This window comes from Microbacterium croceum, from assembly GCF_023091245.1.
Taxonomy (GTDB): Bacteria; Actinomycetota; Actinomycetes; order Actinomycetales; family Microbacteriaceae; genus Microbacterium; species Microbacterium croceum.
The window spans coordinates 596,024-615,884 of sequence record NZ_JAHWXN010000002.1 but is presented as its reverse complement, the minus strand read 5'-3'; the positions used below and the strand labels follow the sequence as shown (position 1 = coordinate 615,884).

18 protein-coding genes are annotated in these 19,861 nt (G+C 69.3%); 4 read left to right on the top strand and 14 right to left on the bottom strand.

Annotated features, from left to right (window positions below; translation table 11 throughout):
• Nucleotides 1-5: 5 nt before the first annotated feature.
• From KZC51_RS17080 to KZC51_RS17070, 3 genes are read right to left on the bottom strand one after another with little or no spacing between them, the layout of a single operon-like run.
• Nucleotides 6-896, bottom strand: coding sequence for a carbohydrate ABC transporter permease (locus KZC51_RS17080; protein WP_247631203.1), 891 nt, complete (start codon nt 894-896; stop codon nt 6-8).
• Nucleotides 893-1,831, bottom strand: a complete 939-nt coding sequence (locus KZC51_RS17075) for a carbohydrate ABC transporter permease (protein ID WP_247631202.1) — start codon at nt 1,829-1,831, stop codon at nt 893-895. The genes KZC51_RS17080 and KZC51_RS17075 overlap by 4 nt, the downstream gene beginning before the upstream one ends.
• Complete coding sequence (locus KZC51_RS17070; RefSeq protein ID WP_247631201.1) at nt 1,812-3,101, bottom strand: extracellular solute-binding protein; 1,290 nt, start codon at nt 3,099-3,101, stop codon at nt 1,812-1,814. The genes KZC51_RS17075 and KZC51_RS17070 overlap by 20 nt, the downstream gene beginning before the upstream one ends.
• A gap of 164 nt (nt 3,102-3,265) precedes the next feature.
• Between KZC51_RS17070 and KZC51_RS17065 the strand changes: the two genes are divergently transcribed.
• Nucleotides 3,266-4,276 (top strand): LacI family DNA-binding transcriptional regulator, encoded by a 1,011-nt coding sequence (locus KZC51_RS17065; RefSeq protein ID WP_247631200.1) that lies wholly within the window; start codon nt 3,266-3,268, stop codon nt 4,274-4,276.
• Between the two features lie 9 nt (nt 4,277-4,285).
• Here the strand turns inward: KZC51_RS17065 and KZC51_RS17060 are convergent, their stop codons facing one another.
• The 6 genes from KZC51_RS17060 to KZC51_RS17035 all read right to left on the bottom strand — a co-directional run bounded on the left by KZC51_RS17060 (nt 4,286) and on the right by KZC51_RS17035 (nt 11,122).
• Entirely contained in the window at nt 4,286-5,131 is an 846-nt protein-coding gene (locus KZC51_RS17060) for a PaaX family transcriptional regulator (RefSeq protein ID WP_247631199.1), read from the bottom strand.
• A complete protein-coding gene (locus KZC51_RS17055) occupies nt 5,128-6,372 on the bottom strand; it encodes a kynureninase (RefSeq protein ID WP_247631198.1) in 1,245 nt (414 codons plus the stop codon). The genes KZC51_RS17060 and KZC51_RS17055 overlap by 4 nt, the downstream gene beginning before the upstream one ends.
• A gap of 1 nt (nt 6,373) precedes the next feature.
• Nucleotides 6,374-7,405 carry an amidohydrolase family protein gene (locus tag KZC51_RS17050; RefSeq protein ID WP_247631197.1) on the bottom strand — a complete coding sequence of 344 codons (1,032 nt, stop codon included), beginning with the start codon at nt 7,403-7,405 and terminating at the stop codon, nt 6,374-6,376.
• Nucleotides 7,405-8,262 carry a tryptophan 2,3-dioxygenase gene (locus KZC51_RS17045; protein WP_247631196.1) on the bottom strand — a complete coding sequence of 286 codons (858 nt, stop codon included), beginning with the start codon at nt 8,260-8,262 and terminating at the stop codon, nt 7,405-7,407. The genes KZC51_RS17050 and KZC51_RS17045 overlap by 1 nt, the downstream gene beginning before the upstream one ends.
• A gap of 74 nt (nt 8,263-8,336) precedes the next feature.
• Complete coding sequence (locus KZC51_RS17040) at nt 8,337-10,055, bottom strand: amidase (RefSeq protein WP_247631195.1); 1,719 nt, start codon at nt 10,053-10,055, stop codon at nt 8,337-8,339.
• The gene (locus KZC51_RS17035) at nt 10,055-11,122 is read right to left on the bottom strand and encodes an agmatine deiminase family protein (RefSeq protein ID WP_247631194.1); all 1,068 of its coding nucleotides are present in this window, start codon (nt 11,120-11,122) and stop codon (nt 10,055-10,057) included. The genes KZC51_RS17040 and KZC51_RS17035 overlap by 1 nt, the downstream gene beginning before the upstream one ends.
• A 103-nt stretch (nt 11,123-11,225) precedes the next feature.
• Here KZC51_RS17035 and KZC51_RS17030 point away from each other — a divergent pair, with 103 nt between their 5' ends.
• Nucleotides 11,226-11,843, top strand: coding sequence for a TetR/AcrR family transcriptional regulator (locus KZC51_RS17030; protein ID WP_247631193.1), 618 nt, complete (start codon nt 11,226-11,228; stop codon nt 11,841-11,843).
• A 10-nt stretch (nt 11,844-11,853) separates the two neighbouring features.
• Nucleotides 11,854-13,227 carry a pyridoxal phosphate-dependent decarboxylase family protein gene (locus KZC51_RS17025; RefSeq protein ID WP_247631192.1) on the top strand — a complete coding sequence of 458 codons (1,374 nt, stop codon included), beginning with the start codon at nt 11,854-11,856 and terminating at the stop codon, nt 13,225-13,227.
• 169 nt (nt 13,228-13,396) lie between these two features.
• Here KZC51_RS17025 and KZC51_RS17020 read toward each other — a convergent pair whose 3' ends face one another.
• Both KZC51_RS17020 and KZC51_RS17015 read right to left on the bottom strand, forming a co-directional pair.
• Nucleotides 13,397-14,452, bottom strand: coding sequence for an alpha/beta hydrolase (locus KZC51_RS17020; protein ID WP_247631191.1), 1,056 nt, complete (start codon nt 14,450-14,452; stop codon nt 13,397-13,399).
• 181 nt (nt 14,453-14,633) lie between these two features.
• On the bottom strand, nt 14,634-15,158 hold the full coding sequence (locus tag KZC51_RS17015; RefSeq protein WP_247631190.1) for a TetR/AcrR family transcriptional regulator: 525 nt from the start codon (nt 15,156-15,158) through the stop codon (nt 14,634-14,636).
• Between the two features lie 81 nt (nt 15,159-15,239).
• Here KZC51_RS17015 and KZC51_RS17010 point away from each other — a divergent pair, with 81 nt between their 5' ends.
• Nucleotides 15,240-15,965: an MBL fold metallo-hydrolase gene (locus KZC51_RS17010; protein ID WP_247631189.1), complete on the top strand. Its 726-nt coding sequence runs from the start codon at nt 15,240-15,242 to the stop codon at nt 15,963-15,965.
• 124 nt (nt 15,966-16,089) lie between these two features.
• On the opposite strand, the gene KZC51_RS17005 is transcribed toward KZC51_RS17010, so the two are convergent.
• The 3 genes from KZC51_RS17005 to KZC51_RS16995 form a co-directional block, all read right to left on the bottom strand.
• Nucleotides 16,090-16,683: a cysteine hydrolase family protein gene (locus KZC51_RS17005; RefSeq protein WP_247631188.1), complete on the bottom strand. Its 594-nt coding sequence runs from the start codon at nt 16,681-16,683 to the stop codon at nt 16,090-16,092.
• Nucleotides 16,680-18,122 carry a purine-cytosine permease family protein gene (locus tag KZC51_RS17000; protein ID WP_247631187.1) on the bottom strand — a complete coding sequence of 481 codons (1,443 nt, stop codon included), beginning with the start codon at nt 18,120-18,122 and terminating at the stop codon, nt 16,680-16,682. The genes KZC51_RS17005 and KZC51_RS17000 overlap by 4 nt, the downstream gene beginning before the upstream one ends.
• Nucleotides 18,123-18,274: 152 nt before the next feature.
• Entirely contained in the window at nt 18,275-19,558 is a 1,284-nt protein-coding gene (locus tag KZC51_RS16995; RefSeq protein ID WP_247631186.1) for a M18 family aminopeptidase, read from the bottom strand.
• Nucleotides 19,559-19,861 lie beyond the last annotated feature (303 nt).

The following is a 19,861-nucleotide window of genomic DNA, read 5'->3' as shown; positions in this document are numbered from 1 at the left end:
CATGCTCAACCCTTGACGGCGCCGGTCAGGCCGCCGACGATGCGGCGCTCGAACAGGCTGAAGAAGATCAGCGCGGGGATCATCGACAGCGAGGTGAATGCCAGCACCTTCGCGGTGTCGACCGAATACTGCGAGGCGAACGACTGCACGCCCAGCGGCAGTGTGAACGCGGACGCATCGTTGAGCACGAACAGGGGCAGCAGGTAGCCGTTCCAGCTGCCGATGAAGGCCAGGATGCCGGTTGTGATCACGCCGGGGATCGACAGGGGCAGCACCATCCGCCAGAAGAAGCCCAATCGACTGCATCCGTCGATGAAGGCAGCCTCCTGGATCTCATCGGGGATGGCGCGGAGGAACGGGACCAGGATGATGATCGTGGTCGGCAGTGCGAACGCGATCTGCGGCAGGATGACTCCGCCGAGCGAGTTCATCAGGCCCAGATTGCGCACCACGATGTAGAGCGGGGTGATCGCGACCGTCAGCGGGAACATGAGCCCCGCGGCGAAGAACGCGTACAGCACTCCGCGCCCCGCGAACTTGTAGCGCGCGAGCACGTAGGCGGCCATCAGCCCGAGCGCCACCACGCCGATCGTGGTGGCGAGGGCGACGATCGTGGAGTTGAGCACCTGCCGCCAGAACACGCCGCCGGTGATCACGTCGAGGTAGTTCGTCAGGATCCAGGGCTGGGGAAGACCGGACGGATCGGTCGTGATCTGGGCGTTCGTGCGGAATCCGCCGATGATGATGTACGCGATCGGTGCGAGCATGAGCCCGACCACGATCAGTGCGACGAAGTACACCGTGGGGTTGGCCCAGGGCAGTCGCGCCCGTGCAGGGCGCTCCGGACGGCCGGGCCGCGCCGGTCGTTGCGTGACGAGTAGCGAGGTGGCGGTCATGCCCTGGTCCTCTTCTTCCGTGCGGGGGCGCCGGTCAGGGCGCCGTCGGTGTCGCGCTTGAGCACGGCGCGCTGATAGATCAGCGCCACCACGAGCGAGATCAGGAACAGCACCACCGCGACGGCGTTGCCGTATCCGAAGTTGCCGGCGTTGCGACCCTCGGAGACCATGTAGGTCGCCATGGTCGAGGTGCCGGCCGTGGAGGCGATGTACTGGCCCCAGATGATGTAGACGAGATCGAACAGCTGCAGCGATCCGATGATCGACAGGAACGCCCAGATGCGCAGCGTCGGCGCGAGCAACGGCAGCGTGATGCGCCATTGGATCTGCCAGTACGACGCCCCGTCGATCGCGGCGGCTTCGTGCAGCTCCTCGGGAATGCCCTGGAGGCCCGCGAGGAAGAGGATGACGGCGAAGCCGACGTACTTCCAGGTGATGATCACCATCAGCGTCCAGATGGCGATGTCGGGGTTCGACAGCCAGTCGTTCGCGAGGAAGCCCAGCCCCATGTTCTTCAGCAGGTCGTTGAACGCCCCGCTGGTCTGCAGCATCAGGCTCCAGCCCGTGCCCACCACGACCTCGGAGATGACGTAGGGGATGAAGATCAGCACCCGGATGAGCGACTGCCCGCGCATCCGTCGATTCAGGAGGAGGGCCAGCAGGATCGCCGCAGGCCCCTGCAACACGAGCGAGAACACCAGGATGAAGCCGTTGTGCGCGAGCGCATCATGGAACAGCGGGTCCTGCAGGATCGTCAGGTAGTTCTTCAGACCCACGAAGTCGGTGGGCGGGCCGTAGCCCTGCCAGCTGAAGAAGCCGTAGTAGGCCGCCATCAGCACCGGGAAGATGACGAAGGCGAGGAAGACCAGGAGGGCGGGCCCGGCCAGAAGGATCACTTCCAGCCGGGCGGCCGCCTTATGCCTTGGCTGCGGCATCCTGGACGGCCTTGACGATGTCCTCCGGGGTTCCCTGACCGGCGAGCATGTTGACCACGGCGACGTTGAGCGCGTTGCCGACGTTCTGTCCGTACACGGTGTCGAGCCACTGCGAGGCGTACGGTGCCGCGTTGTAGGCCTCGAGGATCGACTTCAGGTAGGGCTCGGTCACAGCCTCCTGGGCGACGGTGTTCACGGGCGGAGCGTTGAAGGACTTGTAGTAGGCCGTCTGCACCTCGGACGTGCCGAGGTAGTTCAGGAAGTCGACGCAGGCATCCGGCGCATCGACCGAGCACGAGTAGCCGTCGACACCGCCCATCATCGAGCCGGGCTCGCCTTCGCCGCCCTCGACCTCGGGGAACGGGAACCAGGCCAGGTCGGCCAGCGGCTTCTGGTCGGGCGTCAGCGAACCGATCACACCCGGGTCCCAGGCCCCCATGAGCTCCATGGCAGCCTGGTGGTTGGCGATGAGTCCAGCCGAGCTGCCGGCACCCTGCTGCGCGGTGGTGGTGAGGAAGCCGTCGTTGAACGGCTCGGTCGCGGCGAACGCCTGCAGGTCTTCTCCGGCTCGCACCCAGCAGTCGTCGTCGAAGTTCATCTCGTCAGCGGCCTTGGCGAGCGTGTCGTTGCTGCACTCGCGCAGTGCGAGCCAGTAGTACCAGTGCGCCGCAGGCCAGGCATCCTTGGCGCCGAGGGCGATCGGATCGGTCCCCGACGCCTTCAGCTTCTCGGTCGCCGTCTCGAGCTCGTCGAGCGTGGTCGGGTTCTCGGTGATGCCGGCCGCGTCGAACAGGTCCTGGCTGTAGAACAGGCCACCGGGGAGCACGGCCACCGGCATCGCATAGCGCTTGCCGTCGAGGCTGTTGGCGGAGAAGGCCGCGTCGGGGATCTCTTCGGCTGCGGGCCCGCTGATGACGTCGGTCAGGTCCTTGAGCTGCCCGGCCTTCACCATCGCGGCCATCTTGCCGCCACCGCGCTGCAGGAAGATGTCGGGGGCGTCGCCAGAGTTGAGCGCGGTCTGGAGCTTGCCGTCGAGGTCCTCGTTCTGGATCGACTGGATGTCGATCGTGACACCGGGATTCGCCTTCTCGAAGTCCGCGACGGTGTCCTCCCAGAACTTGACTCCCGGACCGGTCGTGGAGTTGTGCCAGAGGGTCATCGAAGAACCCCCGCCATCATCAGGGGTGCTGGCTGTGCACCCGCTCAGCGCGAGTGCTCCGACGGCTGCGAGGGCGGCCGCGGAGACCAAGGAACGCCGTGTGCTGTTCATATGATCGTTCTCCTCATCGAGAGTGGTGCGCCGCGTCGATGCGGGCGCCGCGGCAGCAAGGTGAGACCGCGTCGGGATGCAGTCTTATGCCGTTCCGCCACCTCGTCAAACGTTTTCGAAAACAGTTTCCATAATGGGGACACTCGCCGATACGCTGAGCAATCATGAGCGGAAGAACCACGATCCACGACGTCGCACAGGCGGCGGGAGTCTCGGTATCGACGGTGTCGAAGGCGGTCAACGGGCGATACGGGATCGCAGATGCGACGGTCAGGCGCGTGCTCGACGTCGTGCAGGAGCTCGGGTACGAGTCGAGCCTGGTCGCCAGCAGCATGCGTGCTCGACGCACGGGGGTGATCGGGGTGCTCCTGGCCGGCTTCGAGCCGTTCAGCGCCGAGATCCTCAAAGGCGTCGGCGCCACCGTGCACGACTCGGCCGTCGATCTGCTGGCGTACAGCGGATCACGGCACGGGCAGGGCGAGGGGTGGGAGCGTCGGTCGCTCAGCAGGCTTTCCGGAACGCTCATCGACGCGGCGATCATGGTCACCCCCACCGTCGTCGGGGCGTCGACCGAGATTCCCGTGGTCGCGATCGATCCGCACACGGGTCGTGCCGATCTGCCGACCGTGGAGTCCGACAGCTTCGGAGGCGCGCTGGCTGCCACCCGGCATCTGCTCGAGCTCGGACACCGCCGGATCAGTTTCCTGGGCGGGCGGCCCGACCTCCGCTCCGCCGGGCTCCGAGACGCCGGGTATCGTCGCGCGCTGTCCGATGCCGGCATTCCCATCGACCCGGACCTGATCAGGTCGGGCCGTTACGAGCACGAGACGACGAGGGATTCGGCGCGGCTTCTGCTGGCAGGACCCTCGCGGCCGACCGCGGTCTTCGCGGCGAACGATCTGTCGGCGATCGCGGTGATCGAGGTGGCGCACGAGCTGGGACTTCGCGTGCCGGAAGACCTCTCCGTGATCGGCTTCGACGACGTGCCGGAGGCCTCGCGCCGGGCCCTGCCCCTCACGACGATCCAGCAGCCGATGCGCCGGCTGGGCAGCGTCGCGGCGGAGATGGTGTTCACGCTGCTCGCCGGGCAGCCGGTCGAGGAGATGCACGTGACACTGCCGACGCGCCTGGTCGTGAGGGCGACGACCGCAGCGCCGAGCACCGCCGCGGTGTGACGACGGCGGTCAGGTGCCGGTGACCGCGTGCACGTGCGCGCGCGCCGGGACGGCGAGCGCCGACGACAACCGCGCGAACTCATCGAAGCTGCGACGCCCTGGCCAGTCGATCGGCAGCATCGACGGCGGAAGGCCCGGGTCGACATAGGGGAGCACCCGCCAGCTGTCGATCAGCTGCACATACGCCGCGAACGGCTCGTCGGGAAGCGCGTCGAGTGAGCGCTGGAATGCCAGGTGCTCGGTGCGCAGCGCCTCCAGGTCCCACCAGCCGGCGGCGGCATCGACCAACGGGACGGATGTCTGCGGCGCGCCGGCCTGGAACAGGGTGACCCAGCGGCGTGCATCCAGCTCATCGAGGAGCAGCTCGACCTCGCCCTGCAGATGTCCCGGGCACATCCACAGCGCCGGTGAGACGGTGCCCGCCCCGATCCACTGCAGCCGTCGGCGCAGCTGATGACGCACGCTGCGTGCGCTCTCCGGGATCGAGAACGAGATCAGGCACCACGGGTCCTGGTCCTGCATCTCGCGCATCGCGAAGATGCGTCGGTCGCCGCGTTCCAGCATCGGCACCGCGGCGGGGTTCAGACGGTAGCCGATCGCGTCGTCGCGGTCGGCGAGCAGCAGCCCCTTCTGCTTCAGACGCGTGATCCCGGTGCGGGCCTGCGCGCTCGGGATGCCGAGGTCGCCGGCGAGCGCGACCAGGTCGGCCGCCGAGATCCAGCCGCCGAGCGGCCGCAGGAACAGTCCGATGAAGGTGCGCAGCAGGGAGGCGGTGCTGCCGGGGCGGGCATCGATGTCGTCGAGCACCCGGGGGGCCGCGGAGGCGTCGGGCGTCACGCGCGCCTGCGCGGTCATGCGCGCAGGGCGTCGCGGACGGCGAGCACGCCCGTCACGGTCTCGATGTGCGAGGTGCTCAGAGGCGAGAGCCCGAGGCGGATGCCGTCGGGGAACCGGAAGTCCGGGATGATCCCCTCCGCCCACAGCCGCTGCGTCACCGCGCGGAAGTCCGGATGCCCGATCGTGACGTGCCCGCCGCGGAGGTCCGACTCGCGTGGACTCAGCAGCCGCACGCCCGCCGGCGCGAGCACCGCGTCGTAGGCTTCCACCGCGAGGTCGGTGAGGGAGACCGACTTGGCGCGGATGTGCGCGATCGACGACTGCTCGATCAGGTCGAGCATCCCCTGCATCGCGAGCATCGAGGTGACCGGAGGGGTGCCGCTGAGCAGCTGGCGGATGTCGCCGGCCGGCACGTACTCCGGCCCCATCGCGAAGATGTCGGCGGCGCTCCACCATCCCTGGATGGGCTGGCGCAGCACACCCTGCAGGTCGCGGCGCAGATAGGCGAACGCGGGGGACCCGGGGCCGCCGTTGAGGTACTTGTAGGTGCAGCCGACGGCCATGTCGACGCCCCACTCGTCGAGCTGCATCGGCACCACGCCCGCAGAGTGGCACAGGTCCCACATCATGAGGGCGCCTGCCGCGTGCACCGCATCCGTGATCGCGGGCATATCCGCCAGTGCGCCGGAGCGGTAGTCCACGTGGCTGAGTGAGACCAGGGCCGTGCGCTCGGAGACGACGGCGGCGACATCGTCGACCGTGACGCCGCGCACCGGGTCCGGTTCGAGCCAGCGCAGTGTCATGCCCGTCTCGGCGGCGACGCCCTCGGCGAGGAAGCGGTCGGTGGGGAAGTTGCCCGCCTCGATGACGAGCTCGGTGCGGGCGGCGGATCCTGAGCCTGACGAAGGGCGAAGGGCCGCGCGCATGAGCTTGTAGATCAGCACACTGGTGGAATCGGCGACCACGGTCTGTCCGGGGGCGGCGCCGAGGGCCACCCGGCCGATCCGGTCGCCGAGCTCCATGGGCAGCGCCATCCACTGTTCGTCCCACGAGCGGATCAGTCGGGTGCCCCAGTCCTCACGCACGAACGCGGCGAGCTTCTCCGGGGTGTCGCGCAGCGGTCGACCGAGCGAGTTGCCGTCGAGGTAGGCGGTGACTCCCGGTGCGTCGGCGAAGGCCGTGAGATGTGCGTGCAACGGGTCGGCGGCATCGAGGGCGCGGGCGCGGTCGAGCAGGCGGGTGTCGATGGGGTCGGTCATGTCACACCTTCAGATCGGCGGGGGTGAGCGGGCGGGCGAGCAGGGGGTCGGCGGTCGCGCCGGGGAGGAGGAGCAGGAACGTCGAAGGATCGCGGGGGTCGCACGGCGCGAGCGCGCGCAGGAGCGAGGCATCATCGAGGCCGGCGTCGCGGAGCGCCCGCAGCTCGGCGCCGTTGACGCCCACCGGTGTGGGGCCGTTGCCCATGTCGGTGCCGTAGAGCACGGTGCCGCCCGCCGCATGGAACCGACGGACGTTGTGGAGGGCGATGGTCAGGTCTGCTCCGCCGTGGATCGCGAGCGTCGAGATCCAGGCGACGGATGCCGCCTGCTCGGCGATCTCGTCGTCGCTGAGGCGTTCCGTGAACGGGGCATGAGCGAGGCGACGCGCACCGAGACGGGCGACGCGCTGGGCTTCGCCCCGGCCCTCGGCATGGGCTGTGACGTCGAGGTCGCGCGCCGCGGCGAGCTCGACGATCACGCGGAACAGTGCGTCGTCGAACACCGGGCCGGCGCTGCCGTTGCTCGCGACCTTGATGCAGGAGGCTCCAGCGTCCGCCATCTCGGCCACAGCTCGTGCGGCTGACGCGGCATCGGCGATCTCCCGGAAGGAGCCGGCCGGTGCCCAGCTGCGGTCGGACGGGTAGCCGCCGGTCGGGGTGAGGAAGGCGCCGGCGAAGTCGATCTGCACCGGGCGCGGGGTTCGCAACTCCTCAAGAACAGAGGTTCTGGGGGCGGAAGTCGTCCCAGAACCCGCGCCGGGCGAGTTCTTTGAGGAGTTGTGAACCGCCAGCGGCGCCACGACCTCCGGATTCGCGCCCAGATCGACCACCCGGCCAAGGGTCGAGCCGGCCAGCCGGGTGTGATCGACGAGCTGCAGGTGCACGTGGTGGTCGGTGAACCCGCCCACGATCAGGCCGTCGAGTCGGGGCGCGTCGGCGGGGGCGGGGTCGTCGCGCAGCACCAGGCGCCCGTCGGTGAGGTCGATGACGCCCTCGCGCCATTCCTCGCCGTCGAAGAAGGTCGCCGCGTTCATCAGCCGCCGATCTCCGTGCGCACCGTGTACAGCTCGGGGAAGAACGTGAGATCGAGGGCGCGCTGCAGGAAGCCGACGCCGCTCGAACCGCCGGTGCCGACCTTCATGCCGATCGTGCGGGCCACGGTCTTCAGGTGGCGGAAGCGCCAGAACTGGAAGTTGTCCTCGAGGTCGACCAGGTCCTCGCACGCCTCGTAGAGATCCCAGTTCTCCTGGTGGTTCTGGTAGATCTCGCGGATCGCCGGCACGAGCGAGGGTGTCTCCCGGTAGGGCTCGCGCACGTCGCGGTCGAGGATCTCGGCGGGGATCGGGAGCCCGCGACGAGAGGCGTAGCGCAGGAACTCGTCGTACAGCGTGGGCTTCTCCCACTCGGCGGTCAGCAGTGCGAGGTTGGCGGGGTGATCGCGGAAGACGCTCAGCATCTTCTCGTTCTTGTTGCCCAGTGCGAACTCCACCGCGCGGTACTGCACGGACTGGAAGCCGGAGGAGCTGCCGAGCGCACCGCGGAACTGCGCGTACTCGGTGGGAGTCAGGGTCGCGAGGATCGCCCACTGCTGGGTCATCACGTCTTGGATCTTCTTCACCCGCGCGACCCGCTTCAGCGCCTCCCGCAGATCGTCGCTGGCCAGCAGCTCGCGGGCGGAGGAGAGCTCATGCAGCAGCTGCTTGAGCCAGAGCTCGGTGGTCTGGTGCTGGATGATGAACAGCAGCTCATCGTGGTGCTCGGGAACACTGACCGGATGCTGCGCGGTGAGCAGCTGGTCGAGCGACAGGTAGGAGCCGTAGGTCATGCGCCCCGACATGTCGGTGACGATGCCGGCTTCGAGGGCGCGCTCGTTCTGCTGCTCGGTGCTCATGACGAGAACATATCACGATCATGTCGAGCGTCACAGGTGTGAAATGTCTGGATGTTCGCGTGTGACCGCGGACCCTACGCCAGCGGGGGTGTGCGTGGTGGTGGCACGCGCCGCGCCCCCGGAGCGCCGATCGCTTCGAACCCCGCGGCGAGGCGCAGCAGGTTCGCGTCGTCGTATGCCCGTCCCGCGAACGTCAGCCCGATCGGCATGCCGATGTCGCGCATCACCCCCATCGGCACCGTGACCGTGGGGATGCCGAGGTGACGGATCGCGAGGTTGCCGTTCGCGATCCAGACACCGTTGCGCCAGCCGAGGTCGGCGGATGCCACGTTCACGTCCATGTCGGCCGGTCCCACGTCGGCCACGGCGGGGAAGACCACGGCGTCGAGCCGCAGACCGTCCATCCACATCTCCAGGTCGCGACGGCGAGTCTCCTCCAGTCCGCGCAGCCCGTCTTCGAGTTCGGGTATGTCCCTGAACGAGGTGCCGGGGTGGCGGCGCACCCAGTCCGGATACTCCGCGATGTCGTCGTCGAACCCTGTGTAGCGGTCGGGCAGCGCGCCGTCCGGATGCGGGAAGATCGTGGCACCGTCGACATCCGCCAGGGTGAGCAGTGCCGGGTCGCCGTTCGCCCGCAGGAAGTCCTCCCACGCCCACGCCGAGAGGTCGACGATCTCGCGGTGCAGGTACTCGCGCGACACCAGGCCGCGGCTCGCGATGGTGGGGGCGCCGGGGCGATCGCCCTCGTAGTTCGACACCACCGGGAAGTCGACCTCGACCACGGTCGCCCCGGCCGCTTCGAGGTCGCGCCGCGCGGCCTCCCACCGCTCCACGATCGACGGTCGTGTCTCGATGCGCTGACCGGTCGGTCCGCCGATGCCTGGATACTGCGCCGTTCCCGCAGCCGGATCCGCGTTGACGTACATGCGGGGGATGCCGATGCGGGCGCCTGCGAGCGCGCTCGCCGCGTCGGTCCCGAGCGCCGGATACGACTCCGGACGGACGGCGGATGCGGCCGGCAGCGCGACCCAGGGCTGCGCGCGCCAGAAGTCGCCGCGGGTCTCGGCGTCATCGGCCACGATCACGTCGAGCACCTCAAGCAGGTCGGCCATCGTGCGGGTGTGCGGCACGACCACGTCCATGGTCGGCACCAGCGGCCAATTGCCGCGCGTCGAGATCACGCCGCGCGAGGGCGTGTACCCGCACAGGGCGTTGTTGGTGGCAGGACCACGACCCGACGACCAGGTCTCCTCGCCGAGGCCGAAGGCGCCGAAGCTCGCCGCCGTCGCCGTGCCGGAGCCGTTCGACGATCCGGACGCGAAGGGTGCGGTGAGCCAGCCCGCCGAGTACGGGCTCTCGGCCCGGCCGTAGACGCCGCGCTGCATGCCGCCGTTCGCCATCGGGGGCATGTTCGTCAGGCCGAGGCAGATCGCACCGCCCGCCCGCAGCCGAGCGATCGTGAAGGCGTCGCGCTGCGCGATGAGTCCCGCGAAGGCCGGACTGCCGGCCGCGGCGGTGAGCCCGCGCACCAGATAGCTGTCCTTCGCGGTGTACGGGATGCCGTCGAGCGGACCGAGGGTGTCGCCGCGGGAACGCCGGGCATCCGACGCCGCCGCCTCGGCCCGGGCGTCGGGGTTCGCGACGACCACCGCGTTCAGCGCGGTCGGGGTATCGGGGGTGTCGTAGGCCGCGATGCGGGCGCGAAATGCGTCGACCAGCTCGACCGCCGTCGTCTCGCCCGCCTCGAGGGCCGCGCGCAGTTCGGCGATGGAGGCCTCGGTCACCTCGAACATCAGGCGCCCTTCGACCCGGCGCTGCGCTCCTCGCTCGGCAACCGCGCGGGCTGCTGCTGCGTGATGCAGTGGATGCCGCCGCCGCGGTCGAACAACGGGCGGGCGTCGACCGTCACCACGCGGCGTCCGGGATAAGCGTCGGCGAGGATCTCGCGCGCCACGGCATCCGCCTTCTCCTCGCCGAAGCCGCAGGCCACGACCCCGTCGTTCGTGACGAGGTGGTTGACGTAGCTCCAGTCCACGGGCCCCTCCTCGTCGCGCAGGGTGGCGGGAGCCGGCAGATCGATGATCTCGAAACGGCGGCCGGCGGCATCCGTCTGCTCCGACAGGAGGGCGCGCAGGTCGCGGGTGACGACGTGGTCGGGGTGATCGGGGCTCTGCTGGTCGTGGAGCAGCAGTCGCCCGGGTGACACGATCGTGGCGACGATGTCGACGTGGCCGTTCGTGCCGAAGTCGTCATAGTCGCGGGTGAGCCCGCGCGGCAGCCAGATGGCCGTGGTCGCCCCGATCGTGCGCGCCATCTCGGCCTCCACGCGCTGGCGGTCGGCGTAGGGGTTGCGACGCGGATCGAGCTGCACGGTCTCGGTGAGCAGCACGGTTCCCTCACCGTCGACGTGGATGCCGCCGCCCTCGTTCACGAGCGTCGAGCTCACGAGCTCGGCCCCGACGGCGTCGGCGATGATGCGCGCGTGCTGAGCCGCCTTGCGCCACTCGGCCCAGTCGGGGGCTCCCCAGCCGTTGAAGATCCAGTCCACCGCGCCGAGCACGCCGGGGCGCTCGTCGTCGGTCACGAATGTCGGGCCGGCGTCGCGCATCCAGAACTCGTCGACCGGCGCTTCGACGATCTCGATGCTGCTGCTGAGCATGCGTCGGGCGCGGGCGATCTCGGCAGGGTCGACGAGCATCGTCACCGGTTCGAACTCGGCGACCGCGTGGGCCACGGCGGTCCAGGTTGCGTAGCCCTCCTCGCGGGCGGCATCCGTGTCGCCGAGGGTCTCGCCCTCCGCGGGGAACGCCATCCAGGTGCGCTCATGGCGTGCGGTCTCCGCGGGCATGCGCCAGCTCATGGGGGTCTCCTCGCTGTCGAGACGGCTCTATTGAACATGCGATCAACAGGTGTTACGGTAGCCCGTGATGAAGACCACGTCAATAGGTACCTCTCCTCGGCGCATGTCGCCGGAGGAGCGTGATCGCGCGATCTTCGAGGGCGCCATCGGACTCGCCCGAGAGAGCGGACTCGAGAGCATGACCGTCCGCGCGGTGGCGCAGCGCGTCGGGGTGACGCCCGCTCTGGTCGCGCACTATCGGCCCGTCATGGATGACTTCCTGGCCGAGGTCTTCGGCGAGATCGTCGGCGCCGAGCGCGATGAGGTGATGTCCGGATTCGACCCGGAGCGCGGTGTGCGCGAGGACCTGTTCCGCATGGTCGAGACCCTGCTCGACGGGAGTCGCGACGACGTCACGCTCGTGTGGGTGCAGGCCTGGGCGCTCGGTGTGCGCAACGAGACGCTCGCCGCGCGGGTGCGCACCGAGATGGACCTCTGGCAGAGCGCGATCGAGGAGCACCTCGCGCGCGCCGTCGCCACGGGGGAGATCGCCGCATCGCGCACCGACACCGCGGCCTGGATGCTGCTCGCCATGATCGACGGGATGAACGCCCACTCGCTCGTGAAATGGGCGCCGCATGATCGCGCGGATCTCGCGCGCCGGGTGCTGTCGGTCGCCCTCGACCATCCCGCTCACTCGCCCGATGCGCCGGCTCGCGCATCCCTCTCGTCCCGACAGTAAGGAAACGCCCATGGATGCTGTGCGCATGCACGCGGCCTCGCCCGAATCCACCGCGATCGTCGACGCTGTGCTCGACTATTCGCGGCGCCGCATGCTCGCCGCCGACGTGCCGCTCGACAAGCCGCAGACCGAGGCCGAGCTGCGCCGCCTGGTCGGGCCCACGATCACGGATGCCGGCCTCGGTGCGCCGCGGGCGTTGAGCGTGTTCGAGCACATCCTGGCGCCGGCCTGTCTGACCACGAGCCATCCGCTGTACCTGTCGTTCATCCCGACCGCGCCGACCATGGCCGCGATCGCGTTCGACCTGGTCGTGTCGGCCTCGGGACTCTACGGCGGCAGCTGGCTCGAAGGCGCGGGCGCCGTGCATGCCGAGAACGAGGTGCTGTCGTGGCTGGCGCGCGAGTTCGGTCTGCCCGAGACCGCGGGCGGGGTGTTCGTGCAGGGCGGCACGATCGGCAACCTCTCGGCCCTCGTCGCGGCGCGTGAAGCGGCGAAGGCGCGCCTGATCGACGAGGGCAAGGAGCTGCCGCGGCGGTGGAAGATCGTCTGCAGTGTCGAGGCGCACTCCTCGAACAAGTCGGCGGCGAAGGTCATGGACGCCGACGTGCTGCTGGTGCCTGCGGGCGACGACGGTGTGCTGCGCGCCGACGCCGTGCGCGAGGCGCTGCGCGAGCACGGCGACGAGATCTGCGCGGTCGTGGCGACCGGCGGCTCGACGAACTTCGGCATCGTGGATGACATCGAGGGCATCGCCGCGCTCAAGGACGAGTTCGACTTCTGGCTGCACATCGACGGCGCCTACGGGCTCACCGCGATGCTCGCGCCCGAGACCAGACACATCTTCGCCGGCGTCGAGCGTGCCGATTCGGTGATCGTCGATCCGCACAAGTGGCTGTTCGCCCCGTTCGACTGCTGCGCGCTGATCTACCGCGACCCCGACAGCGGACGTCGGGCGCACACGCAGCACGCCGAGTACCTCGACACCCTCACCGACGCCGACGAGTTCAGCCCCTCGGACTACTCCATTCAGCTCACCCGGCGTCCGCGCGGACTGCCGATGTGGTTCTCGCTCGCGACCTACGGGGTGACCGCCTACCGCGATGCGGTGAGTGCCACGATCGCGTTGACGAAGAAGATCGCGGCCGAGATCTCGCGTCGTCCCGAGCTGCGGCTGGTGCGCGACCCGCAGCTGTCGGTCGTGGTCTTCGAGCGCGACGGCTGGGAGCGCGCCGACTACGACCGCTGGTCGGCGGCGCTGCTGGATTCGCAGCGCGCCTTCGTGGTGCCCAGCTCGCACGGCGGACGCCCGAACACGCGCTTCGCGATCCTCAATCCGCTCACCACCTTCGACGACCTGGTCGGCATCCTCGACACCATGAAGTAGCCGGCCCCTGCGGACGCGCCGGGCGTCGGCGATCATCCGTGGGCGATCGAGCGTAGGCGATCGACCGGGCGTAGGAGGATTCGGGCGGATTCGGCCTACGCCCGTGTTTTCGCCTCCCTCCGGATGGGCGAGGCAGGGTGGAAGCGCAGCGGTCCAGAGCGGATGCGGGTCAGCGGGTGGTGTGCGCGCCGAGGAAGTCGATCGTCTTCTGCAGCGCGGTCTGCGCATCGGGCAGGTCGAGGTGGAACTGGTACTCGTGGGGGAGTTCCGGCTGGTGCGGTGCGGGCCAGAACAGGGTCGTCACGTCGACGCCGAGCTCGTCCAGGCGCTGCGCCATCGGGATGGACTGCAGCCAGGTGAGGCCGTCGCCGTTGCCGCCCGAGATGTAGGTGGCCGGGAAGTCCTTGGTCACCCAGTCGACGGTCGACATGGTCGCGCCCGTCGAGTCCTCTGCCCAGGTCTTCGTGCCGGAGTAGGCCCACATCGCCGACTTGAAGCCCCAGCCGGCGACGCCGTCGAGCCGGGCGAGGGCCGCGAGGTCGTAGACGCCGCAGTTGAGCACGGTCGCGGCCAGCTGGTCGGCCCCGATCGACGGTGAGATGTCCATGAGCGCGGCATACTCGGGGTTCGTGATGAGGGTCGCCATCTGGCTGGCGAGCTGTGCGCCGGCCGAGTCCCCCGCGAGCACGATCTGGGTGGGGTCGACACCCAGTTCCGCGGCATGCGCGTCGATGTAGGCGAGGGCATCGTTGAGCTGGTGCACCGCGAGCGGGTATACGCCCTCCGGGCCGATCGTGTAGTTCACGCCGATCGTCGTGTAGCCCTCGGCGGCGAGGATGCGCAGGTAGGGGTCGATGTTCTCCTTGACTCCCGAGATCCACGCGCCCCCGTGGATCCACACGATCGTGGGCAGCGGGCCGCTGGCGGCCGCCGGGGCGAAGACATCCATCGTGGTGTCGGCGCCGTCATCCGCGTAGGCGACGTCGAGCCGCTCGGTGAGTTTCGTATCGGGGACGTGCTTGTCCATCTCGGCGGCGGTCTCGTCGCCGCCCTTCGTGAACACCGCGCGGATGATCATGGCCGAGGGCCACGGGGTCAGCGAGCCGACGATCGCCACGATCGCCGTGACACCGACGACGCAGGCGATGGCGACCTTGGTGCGGTGCCAGGGTCGGCGGACCTTCCTCGTGCTGTCCAGCTCTGCGTCGTTCTCGCGCGCGGTCATGTCGCCCCTCTCCGCGCCTCAGTGTGCCAGTATTCCGGTCGTCGGGTGAACTGGTCGTCGTGTTCGGCTGACGAATCGCGGAACTCGTGACGGATCCCGGAGACATCGACGGTGATCCGTCCGCAGAGTGTCATCGGCTCCGTGATCCGTCGTCCCGATCGGATGATTCTCGGCTCCGGTCTCAGCCCGTCAGCCCGGCGAGGAGACGCTGCAGTCCGTAGTCGAAGGCGCGGTCGACGTCGCCGCCGAGGCGGAACGCGCCGGAGAGCTCCATCTGCAGGAAGCCCGTCGCCCAGGCCGTGAGGAGGCGGGCGGCATCGAGCGCGTCGTCCTCGCCGACCAGAGCGGATGCGGCGCGGATGAGCGGTGCCGCCGAGCGCTCGAGCGCATCGTGCGGGGAGGCCGCCGTGAACATGATCCGGAACCCCTCCGGGTGGTCCTGTGCGAAAGACCGATACGCGTGCGCGAGGTCGGTGAGGTCGTCGCCCGCCGCCTCGAGCCGGGTGGTGAGCGCGTCGATGGATGCCGTGGCGACGGCGGCGTGCAGGGCATCGCGGTCGCGGACGCGCTTGTAGAGCGAGGGTGCGCGTACTCCGACGCGGTCGGCCACCGCCTGCATCGTGAGTCCGGCGGGACCGGCGGTCTCCAGGATCTCGCGCCCTGCCGCGACGATCGCCGCGGTCGATGTGCGTTCAGGTGTCGGCATGCGGCTCTCCTTCATGGCTATTGACAATAGCCATGATAGCTACGTAACGTAGCCATCGCAATCATCCTGAGAGGACCCGCCATGAAGCTCGCACCGCATCTGCACCGGCTCGGCAACGACATCGTCGCCTCCTACCTCGTCGACCTGCCGGACGGCATCACCCTGATCGACGCGGGCCTGCCGGGGCACTGGCGCGATCTGCAGCGCGAGCTCGAGGAGATCGGGCGGCCGCTGTCCGACATCCGCGGACTCGTGTTGACCCACGGCGACGGAGACCACATCGGCTTCGCGGAGCGCCTGCGCAAGGAGGCGGGGGTGCCGGTGTTCATCCACGCCGCGGATGCCCACCGCGTGCGCACGGGCGAGAAGCCCACGACCCCGATGGGACCCGCGCGTCTGGGCCCCACGCTCGGGTTCTTCGCCTACGGCATCCGCAAGAGCGCCCTGCGCATCCCGCACGTGACCGCGGTGACCGAAGTGGCCGACGGGGATGTGCTCGATCTGCCGGGAGCGCCGGTCGTGGTCGGGATGCCGGGACACTCGCCCGGCAGCATCGCGGTGCACGTGCCCCTCGCCGACGCGGTGTTCGTGGGTGACGCGCTGACCACCAGGCATGTGCTCACCGGGCGGACGGGAGCGCAGCCGGCGCCGTTCACCGACGATCCTCAGGAGGCACTCGCGTCGTTGGACCGGCTCGCGGAGGTCTCGGCATCATGGGTGCTGCCCGGACATGGGGCGCCCTGGCGGGGATCTCCCGCCGAGATCTCCGCGGCCGTGCGCGCCGCGGCCGTGCGTGCGGCGGGCTGAGCGGACTGCGGCGAAGTGAACGCGGACGGATCGCGGAGCACATGACGGATCACGGACTGATTCCCTGAATACGTCCGTGATCCGTCATCGGGTCCGTCATCCGTCGCCCGGTTCGCCGCGGGACTCAGCGCGTCGCGAGAACCGTGGCGGAGTCGCTGATCGTGATCTGCGGCGGGTAGAGGCCCATGACCTGCACAGCCGCGGCATGGTTCTCCGCCGTCGATCCCGCGCACGCATCCGCCGCGACGGTCACGTGTGCACCGGCATCCGCCGCCGCCAAGGCCGTCGAGATCACGCAGCAGTCCGTCGAGACGCCGGTGAGCACGACGCGGGCGCCGCGTCCGACCACCGCCTCGATCTCGGAACCCCACTTGCCGAACGTCGGCAGATCGAGCGTGGGATGCGGCGACAGCGGTGCGGCCTCGGGCACGAGAGCGAACAGGGCGTCGCTCGGCGGCTGGTCGGCGAACGGCCAGGCGGCGAAGTAGTCACCCCACGACGTCGAGCGGTCGGCCGTCGGCATCCAGCGCGTCACGAGCACGCGCTCGCCGAACGCTGCGGCCAGCTCGCGGATGCGCGGCATCGCCTCGGCGAAGAACGGAGAGCCCCATGCGGAGTCGGGTGACGCGAAGATCGCCTGCGGATCGATCACGACCAGCCACGCGGCATCCGCTGCCTGCTCTTCGTGCGGCGCTGAGCTCGCCGAAGGACCCGTCACGCCCGCTCCTGCCGACGGATCTTCCCCGCCCGCGCGAAGTAGGTCACCGCGAACGACAGCACGAGGGCGAAGAACACACCGAGGTTCGCATACGCCCACTGGCCGTCCTTGCCGCCGATCAGGAACAACAGATACCCCTGCCAGTTGTTCCAGGCGGCGTCCTCGGCGAAGTTGTTCACGACCAGGCCCCAGCCGATGGCGCTGGTGACGATCATGGTGCCGATCGAGGTCCAGTCCCAGGCGCCGTAGCGGCCGTTCTCGTCGAACAGCGCGTCGTCGTCGTAGTCCTTCTTGCGGCGCAGGATGTCGGCGATCAGGATGCCGGCCCAGGAGGCCAGCGGCACGCCGAGGGTGATCAGGAAGCTCTGGAACGGGCCGAGGAAGTCCGTCGCGAAGAAGACGACGAAGATGGTGCCGATCGTGAGGATCACGCCGTCGATCGCGGCCGCCGAGGGGCGGGGGATGCGGATGCCGAGGCTGAGCAGCGTCAGCCCGGACGAGTAGATGCCGAGCACGGCACCCGAGACCAGCGCGAGCACGGCGGTGAGCAGGAACGGCACGAGCACCCACACGGGCAGGATGGTCGCGAGTGCGCCCACGGGGTCTGCCTGCACGGCGTTGAAGAGGTCGTCGTTGGACCCGGCGAGCAGCAGACCGAACACCACCAGGATGATCGGGGCGATCGAGCCGCCGATCGTGTTCCACGCGACGATGGCCCCGTCGGACGCCGTGCGCTTCTGGTACCGGGACCAGTCGGCGGCGATGTTGATCCAGCCGAGCCCGAAGCCGGTCATGACCATGACCAGGGCGCCGATGACATGGCCGATGCCGCCGTCCGGTCGTGCCATGACGGCGGCGATGTCGATGCTGGGCGCGGCGAGGATGATGTACAGCACCGTCACGATGCCGGTGACCCAGGTGAGCACCGATTGCAGCTTCATGATCGTGTGATACCCGAGCACGGATGCCGCGACGATGAGCGCGGCGACGATCACGGTCGCGGTGATCTTCAGGGCGATGCTGTCACCGTCGCCACCGAGCTGCGTGATGACGGTCGCGGTGGCGAGCACCGCGAGGATAGCGAGGAAGGTCTCCCAGCCGATCGACGTCAGCCATGACACGATGCCCGGCACCTTCTGCCCGTGCACTCCGAATGCGGCCCGCGAGAGGACCATGGTCGGTGCGGAACCGCGCTTGCCGGCGATGGCGATCAGTCCGCACAGCAGGAACGACACCACGATGCCGATGACGGACACGATCGTCGCCTGCCAGAACGAGATGCCGAAGCCCAGCACGAACGAGCCGTACGACATGCCGAACACCGACACGTTCGCCGCGAACCACGGCCAGAAGAGGTCGCGGGGCTTCGCGGTGCGGTCGGATTCGGGGATGATCTCGATGCCGACGCGCTCGATCAGAGCCGGCTTGATGTCCGTCATGCCAACATCCTGGCACTGCCCGGGGCATCTGGGGCGCCGATGGGGTGAATATTGCGGGTGGTGCGCCGGTCATCCGGCTTTCGCGCTCGTTCTGGGTGTCGGGCGCTGTTCGCGCCCTTCCCTCGCGTGTTCTGACGTGCGTGCCTGGCCGATCAGCCCGCGAAGAACGCCTGTGCGGTGCGGGTCAGGTCGTGCAGGTCGGAGACTCCCGCGAGCTCCCGCGCGGAGTGCATCGAGAGGATCGGGATGCCCACGTCGACCGTGCGGATGCCGAGGCGCGTCGCCGTGATCGGCCCGATCGTCGACCCGCACGGCACGGCGTTGTTCGACACGAACTCCTGCGTGTGCACTCCCGCGCGTTCGCACCATGCTCGCCAGGACGCGGTGCCGACGGCATCCGTCGCGTACCGCTGGTTGGCGTTGAGCTTGAGGATGGGGCCGGAACCCAGCACGGGCTGGACGACCGGGTCGTGCTTGGCGACGTAGTTCGGATGCACCGAGTGCCCCACGTCGCTGGAGAGGCACCACGACGAGGCATACGCCTGGCGCCGCGCGGAGGAATCGGCACCGAGCTCGGCGTAGACGCGCTCCAGGACGTCTTCGAGGAACGGGCCCGCCGCGCCCGAGCGGGATGCCGATCCGAGTTCCTCGTGATCGAAGGCGGCGAGCACGGCGATCGGAGCGCCGGCCGCGGGGTCGTACGTCTCGAGAGCGACGAGACCCGCGTGCACCGAGGCGAGGTCGTCGAGTCTCCCGGCGGCGAAGAACGCGTCGTCCTTGCCGAACACCGCGCCACGGGCGGTGTCGGCGATCACGACGTCGTAGCCGCGGATGTCGGATGCCGCGATATCGGCCGAGCGGGCGAGCTCGGCGAGGATGTCGGCCTGCGTCGGGTCGCCGAGACCCCAGACCGGCTGGGTCTCGACCTGCTTGTCGAGAGCGAGTCCGGAGTTCGCGGATCGGTCGAGGTGGATCGCGAGCTGCGGCAGGCGCAGGAGCGCTCCGGTGTCGGCGAGCACGACCCGGCCGTCGGCGAGGGCGAGCCGCCCGGCGAGGCGCAGCTCCCGGTCGAGCCAGGAGTTCAGCAGCGGGCCGCCGTACACCTCGACGGCGGCCTGCAGCCAGCCGCGGGTTCCGGTCGTGGGCTGCGGCTTGAGCTTGAAGCCGGGGGAGTCGGTGTGTGCGCCGAAGATCTGCACGGGTGTGGTCGCGGTGGCGTCGGTCGGGACGACCCAGGCGATCGCCGCGCCATCGCGGACGACGACGTAGCGTCCGCCGGCCTGCGACGGCCAGGAGTCCTCCTCGTTCACCCGAGTGAAACCGACGCCTTCGAGGCGGCGAGCGATCTCGGCTGCGGCGTGGTAGCTCGAGGGGGAGGCGGCGATGAAGTCGGCGAGGTCATCGGCGTGCGAGAGGGCGACCGGGGTGACGGGCATGGTGTGCCTTCCTGAAGACGGGCGTGATTCGAGCGTAGTCGCGGTGGCGAGGTGGTCCTCGCCCGGAGTGCTTCAGGTTCGCATCCGGGATCGGACCAGTGCTGTGTGCCGGGCGTTCATCGGGCGCGGTCTTCCAGGTCGCGATAGCGTCTGGGACTCGTGGCACTCCCGTGGTCGGTGCTGCGGCGTCGCACGCGGCAGGGAGCACCGCTGTCCGCGGCATCAATCGCACGGGCGCAGGTCTGGGGGTCGCCGATGTCTGTGGAGAACGGGAATCCGTAGACCTTCGTGGAGCGGTAGTGG

Bases quoted from the DNA above. Each gene is read 5' to 3' on its own strand.
- KZC51_RS17080 (WP_247631203.1), bottom strand. From the start codon at position 896: ATGACCGCCACCTCGCTACTCGTCACGCAACGACCGGCGCGGCCCGGC.
- KZC51_RS17075 (WP_247631202.1), bottom strand. From the start codon at position 1,831: ATGCCGCAGCCAAGGCATAAGGCGGCCGCCCGGCTGGAAGTGATCCTT.
- KZC51_RS17070 (WP_247631201.1), bottom strand. From the start codon at position 3,101: ATGAACAGCACACGGCGTTCCTTGGTCTCCGCGGCCGCCCTCGCAGCC.
- KZC51_RS17065 (WP_247631200.1), top strand. From the start codon at position 3,266: ATGAGCGGAAGAACCACGATCCACGACGTCGCACAGGCGGCGGGAGTC.
- KZC51_RS17060 (WP_247631199.1), bottom strand. From the start codon at position 5,131: ATGACCGCGCAGGCGCGCGTGACGCCCGACGCCTCCGCGGCCCCCCGG.
- KZC51_RS17055 (WP_247631198.1), bottom strand. From the start codon at position 6,372: ATGACCGACCCCATCGACACCCGCCTGCTCGACCGCGCCCGCGCCCTC.
- KZC51_RS17050 (WP_247631197.1), bottom strand. From the start codon at position 7,405: ATGAACGCGGCGACCTTCTTCGACGGCGAGGAATGGCGCGAGGGCGTC.
- KZC51_RS17045 (WP_247631196.1), bottom strand. From the start codon at position 8,262: ATGAGCACCGAGCAGCAGAACGAGCGCGCCCTCGAAGCCGGCATCGTC.
- KZC51_RS17040 (WP_247631195.1), bottom strand. From the start codon at position 10,055: ATGTTCGAGGTGACCGAGGCCTCCATCGCCGAACTGCGCGCGGCCCTC.
- KZC51_RS17035 (WP_247631194.1), bottom strand. From the start codon at position 11,122: ATGAGCTGGCGCATGCCCGCGGAGACCGCACGCCATGAGCGCACCTGG.
- KZC51_RS17030 (WP_247631193.1), top strand. From the start codon at position 11,226: ATGTCGCCGGAGGAGCGTGATCGCGCGATCTTCGAGGGCGCCATCGGA.
- KZC51_RS17025 (WP_247631192.1), top strand. From the start codon at position 11,854: ATGGATGCTGTGCGCATGCACGCGGCCTCGCCCGAATCCACCGCGATC.
- KZC51_RS17020 (WP_247631191.1), bottom strand. From the start codon at position 14,452: ATGACCGCGCGCGAGAACGACGCAGAGCTGGACAGCACGAGGAAGGTC.
- KZC51_RS17015 (WP_247631190.1), bottom strand. From the start codon at position 15,158: ATGCCGACACCTGAACGCACATCGACCGCGGCGATCGTCGCGGCAGGG.
- KZC51_RS17010 (WP_247631189.1), top strand. From the start codon at position 15,240: ATGAAGCTCGCACCGCATCTGCACCGGCTCGGCAACGACATCGTCGCC.
- KZC51_RS17000 (WP_247631187.1), bottom strand. From the start codon at position 18,122: ATGACGGACATCAAGCCGGCTCTGATCGAGCGCGTCGGCATCGAGATC.
- KZC51_RS16995 (WP_247631186.1), bottom strand. From the start codon at position 19,558: ATGCCCGTCACCCCGGTCGCCCTCTCGCACGCCGATGACCTCGCCGAC.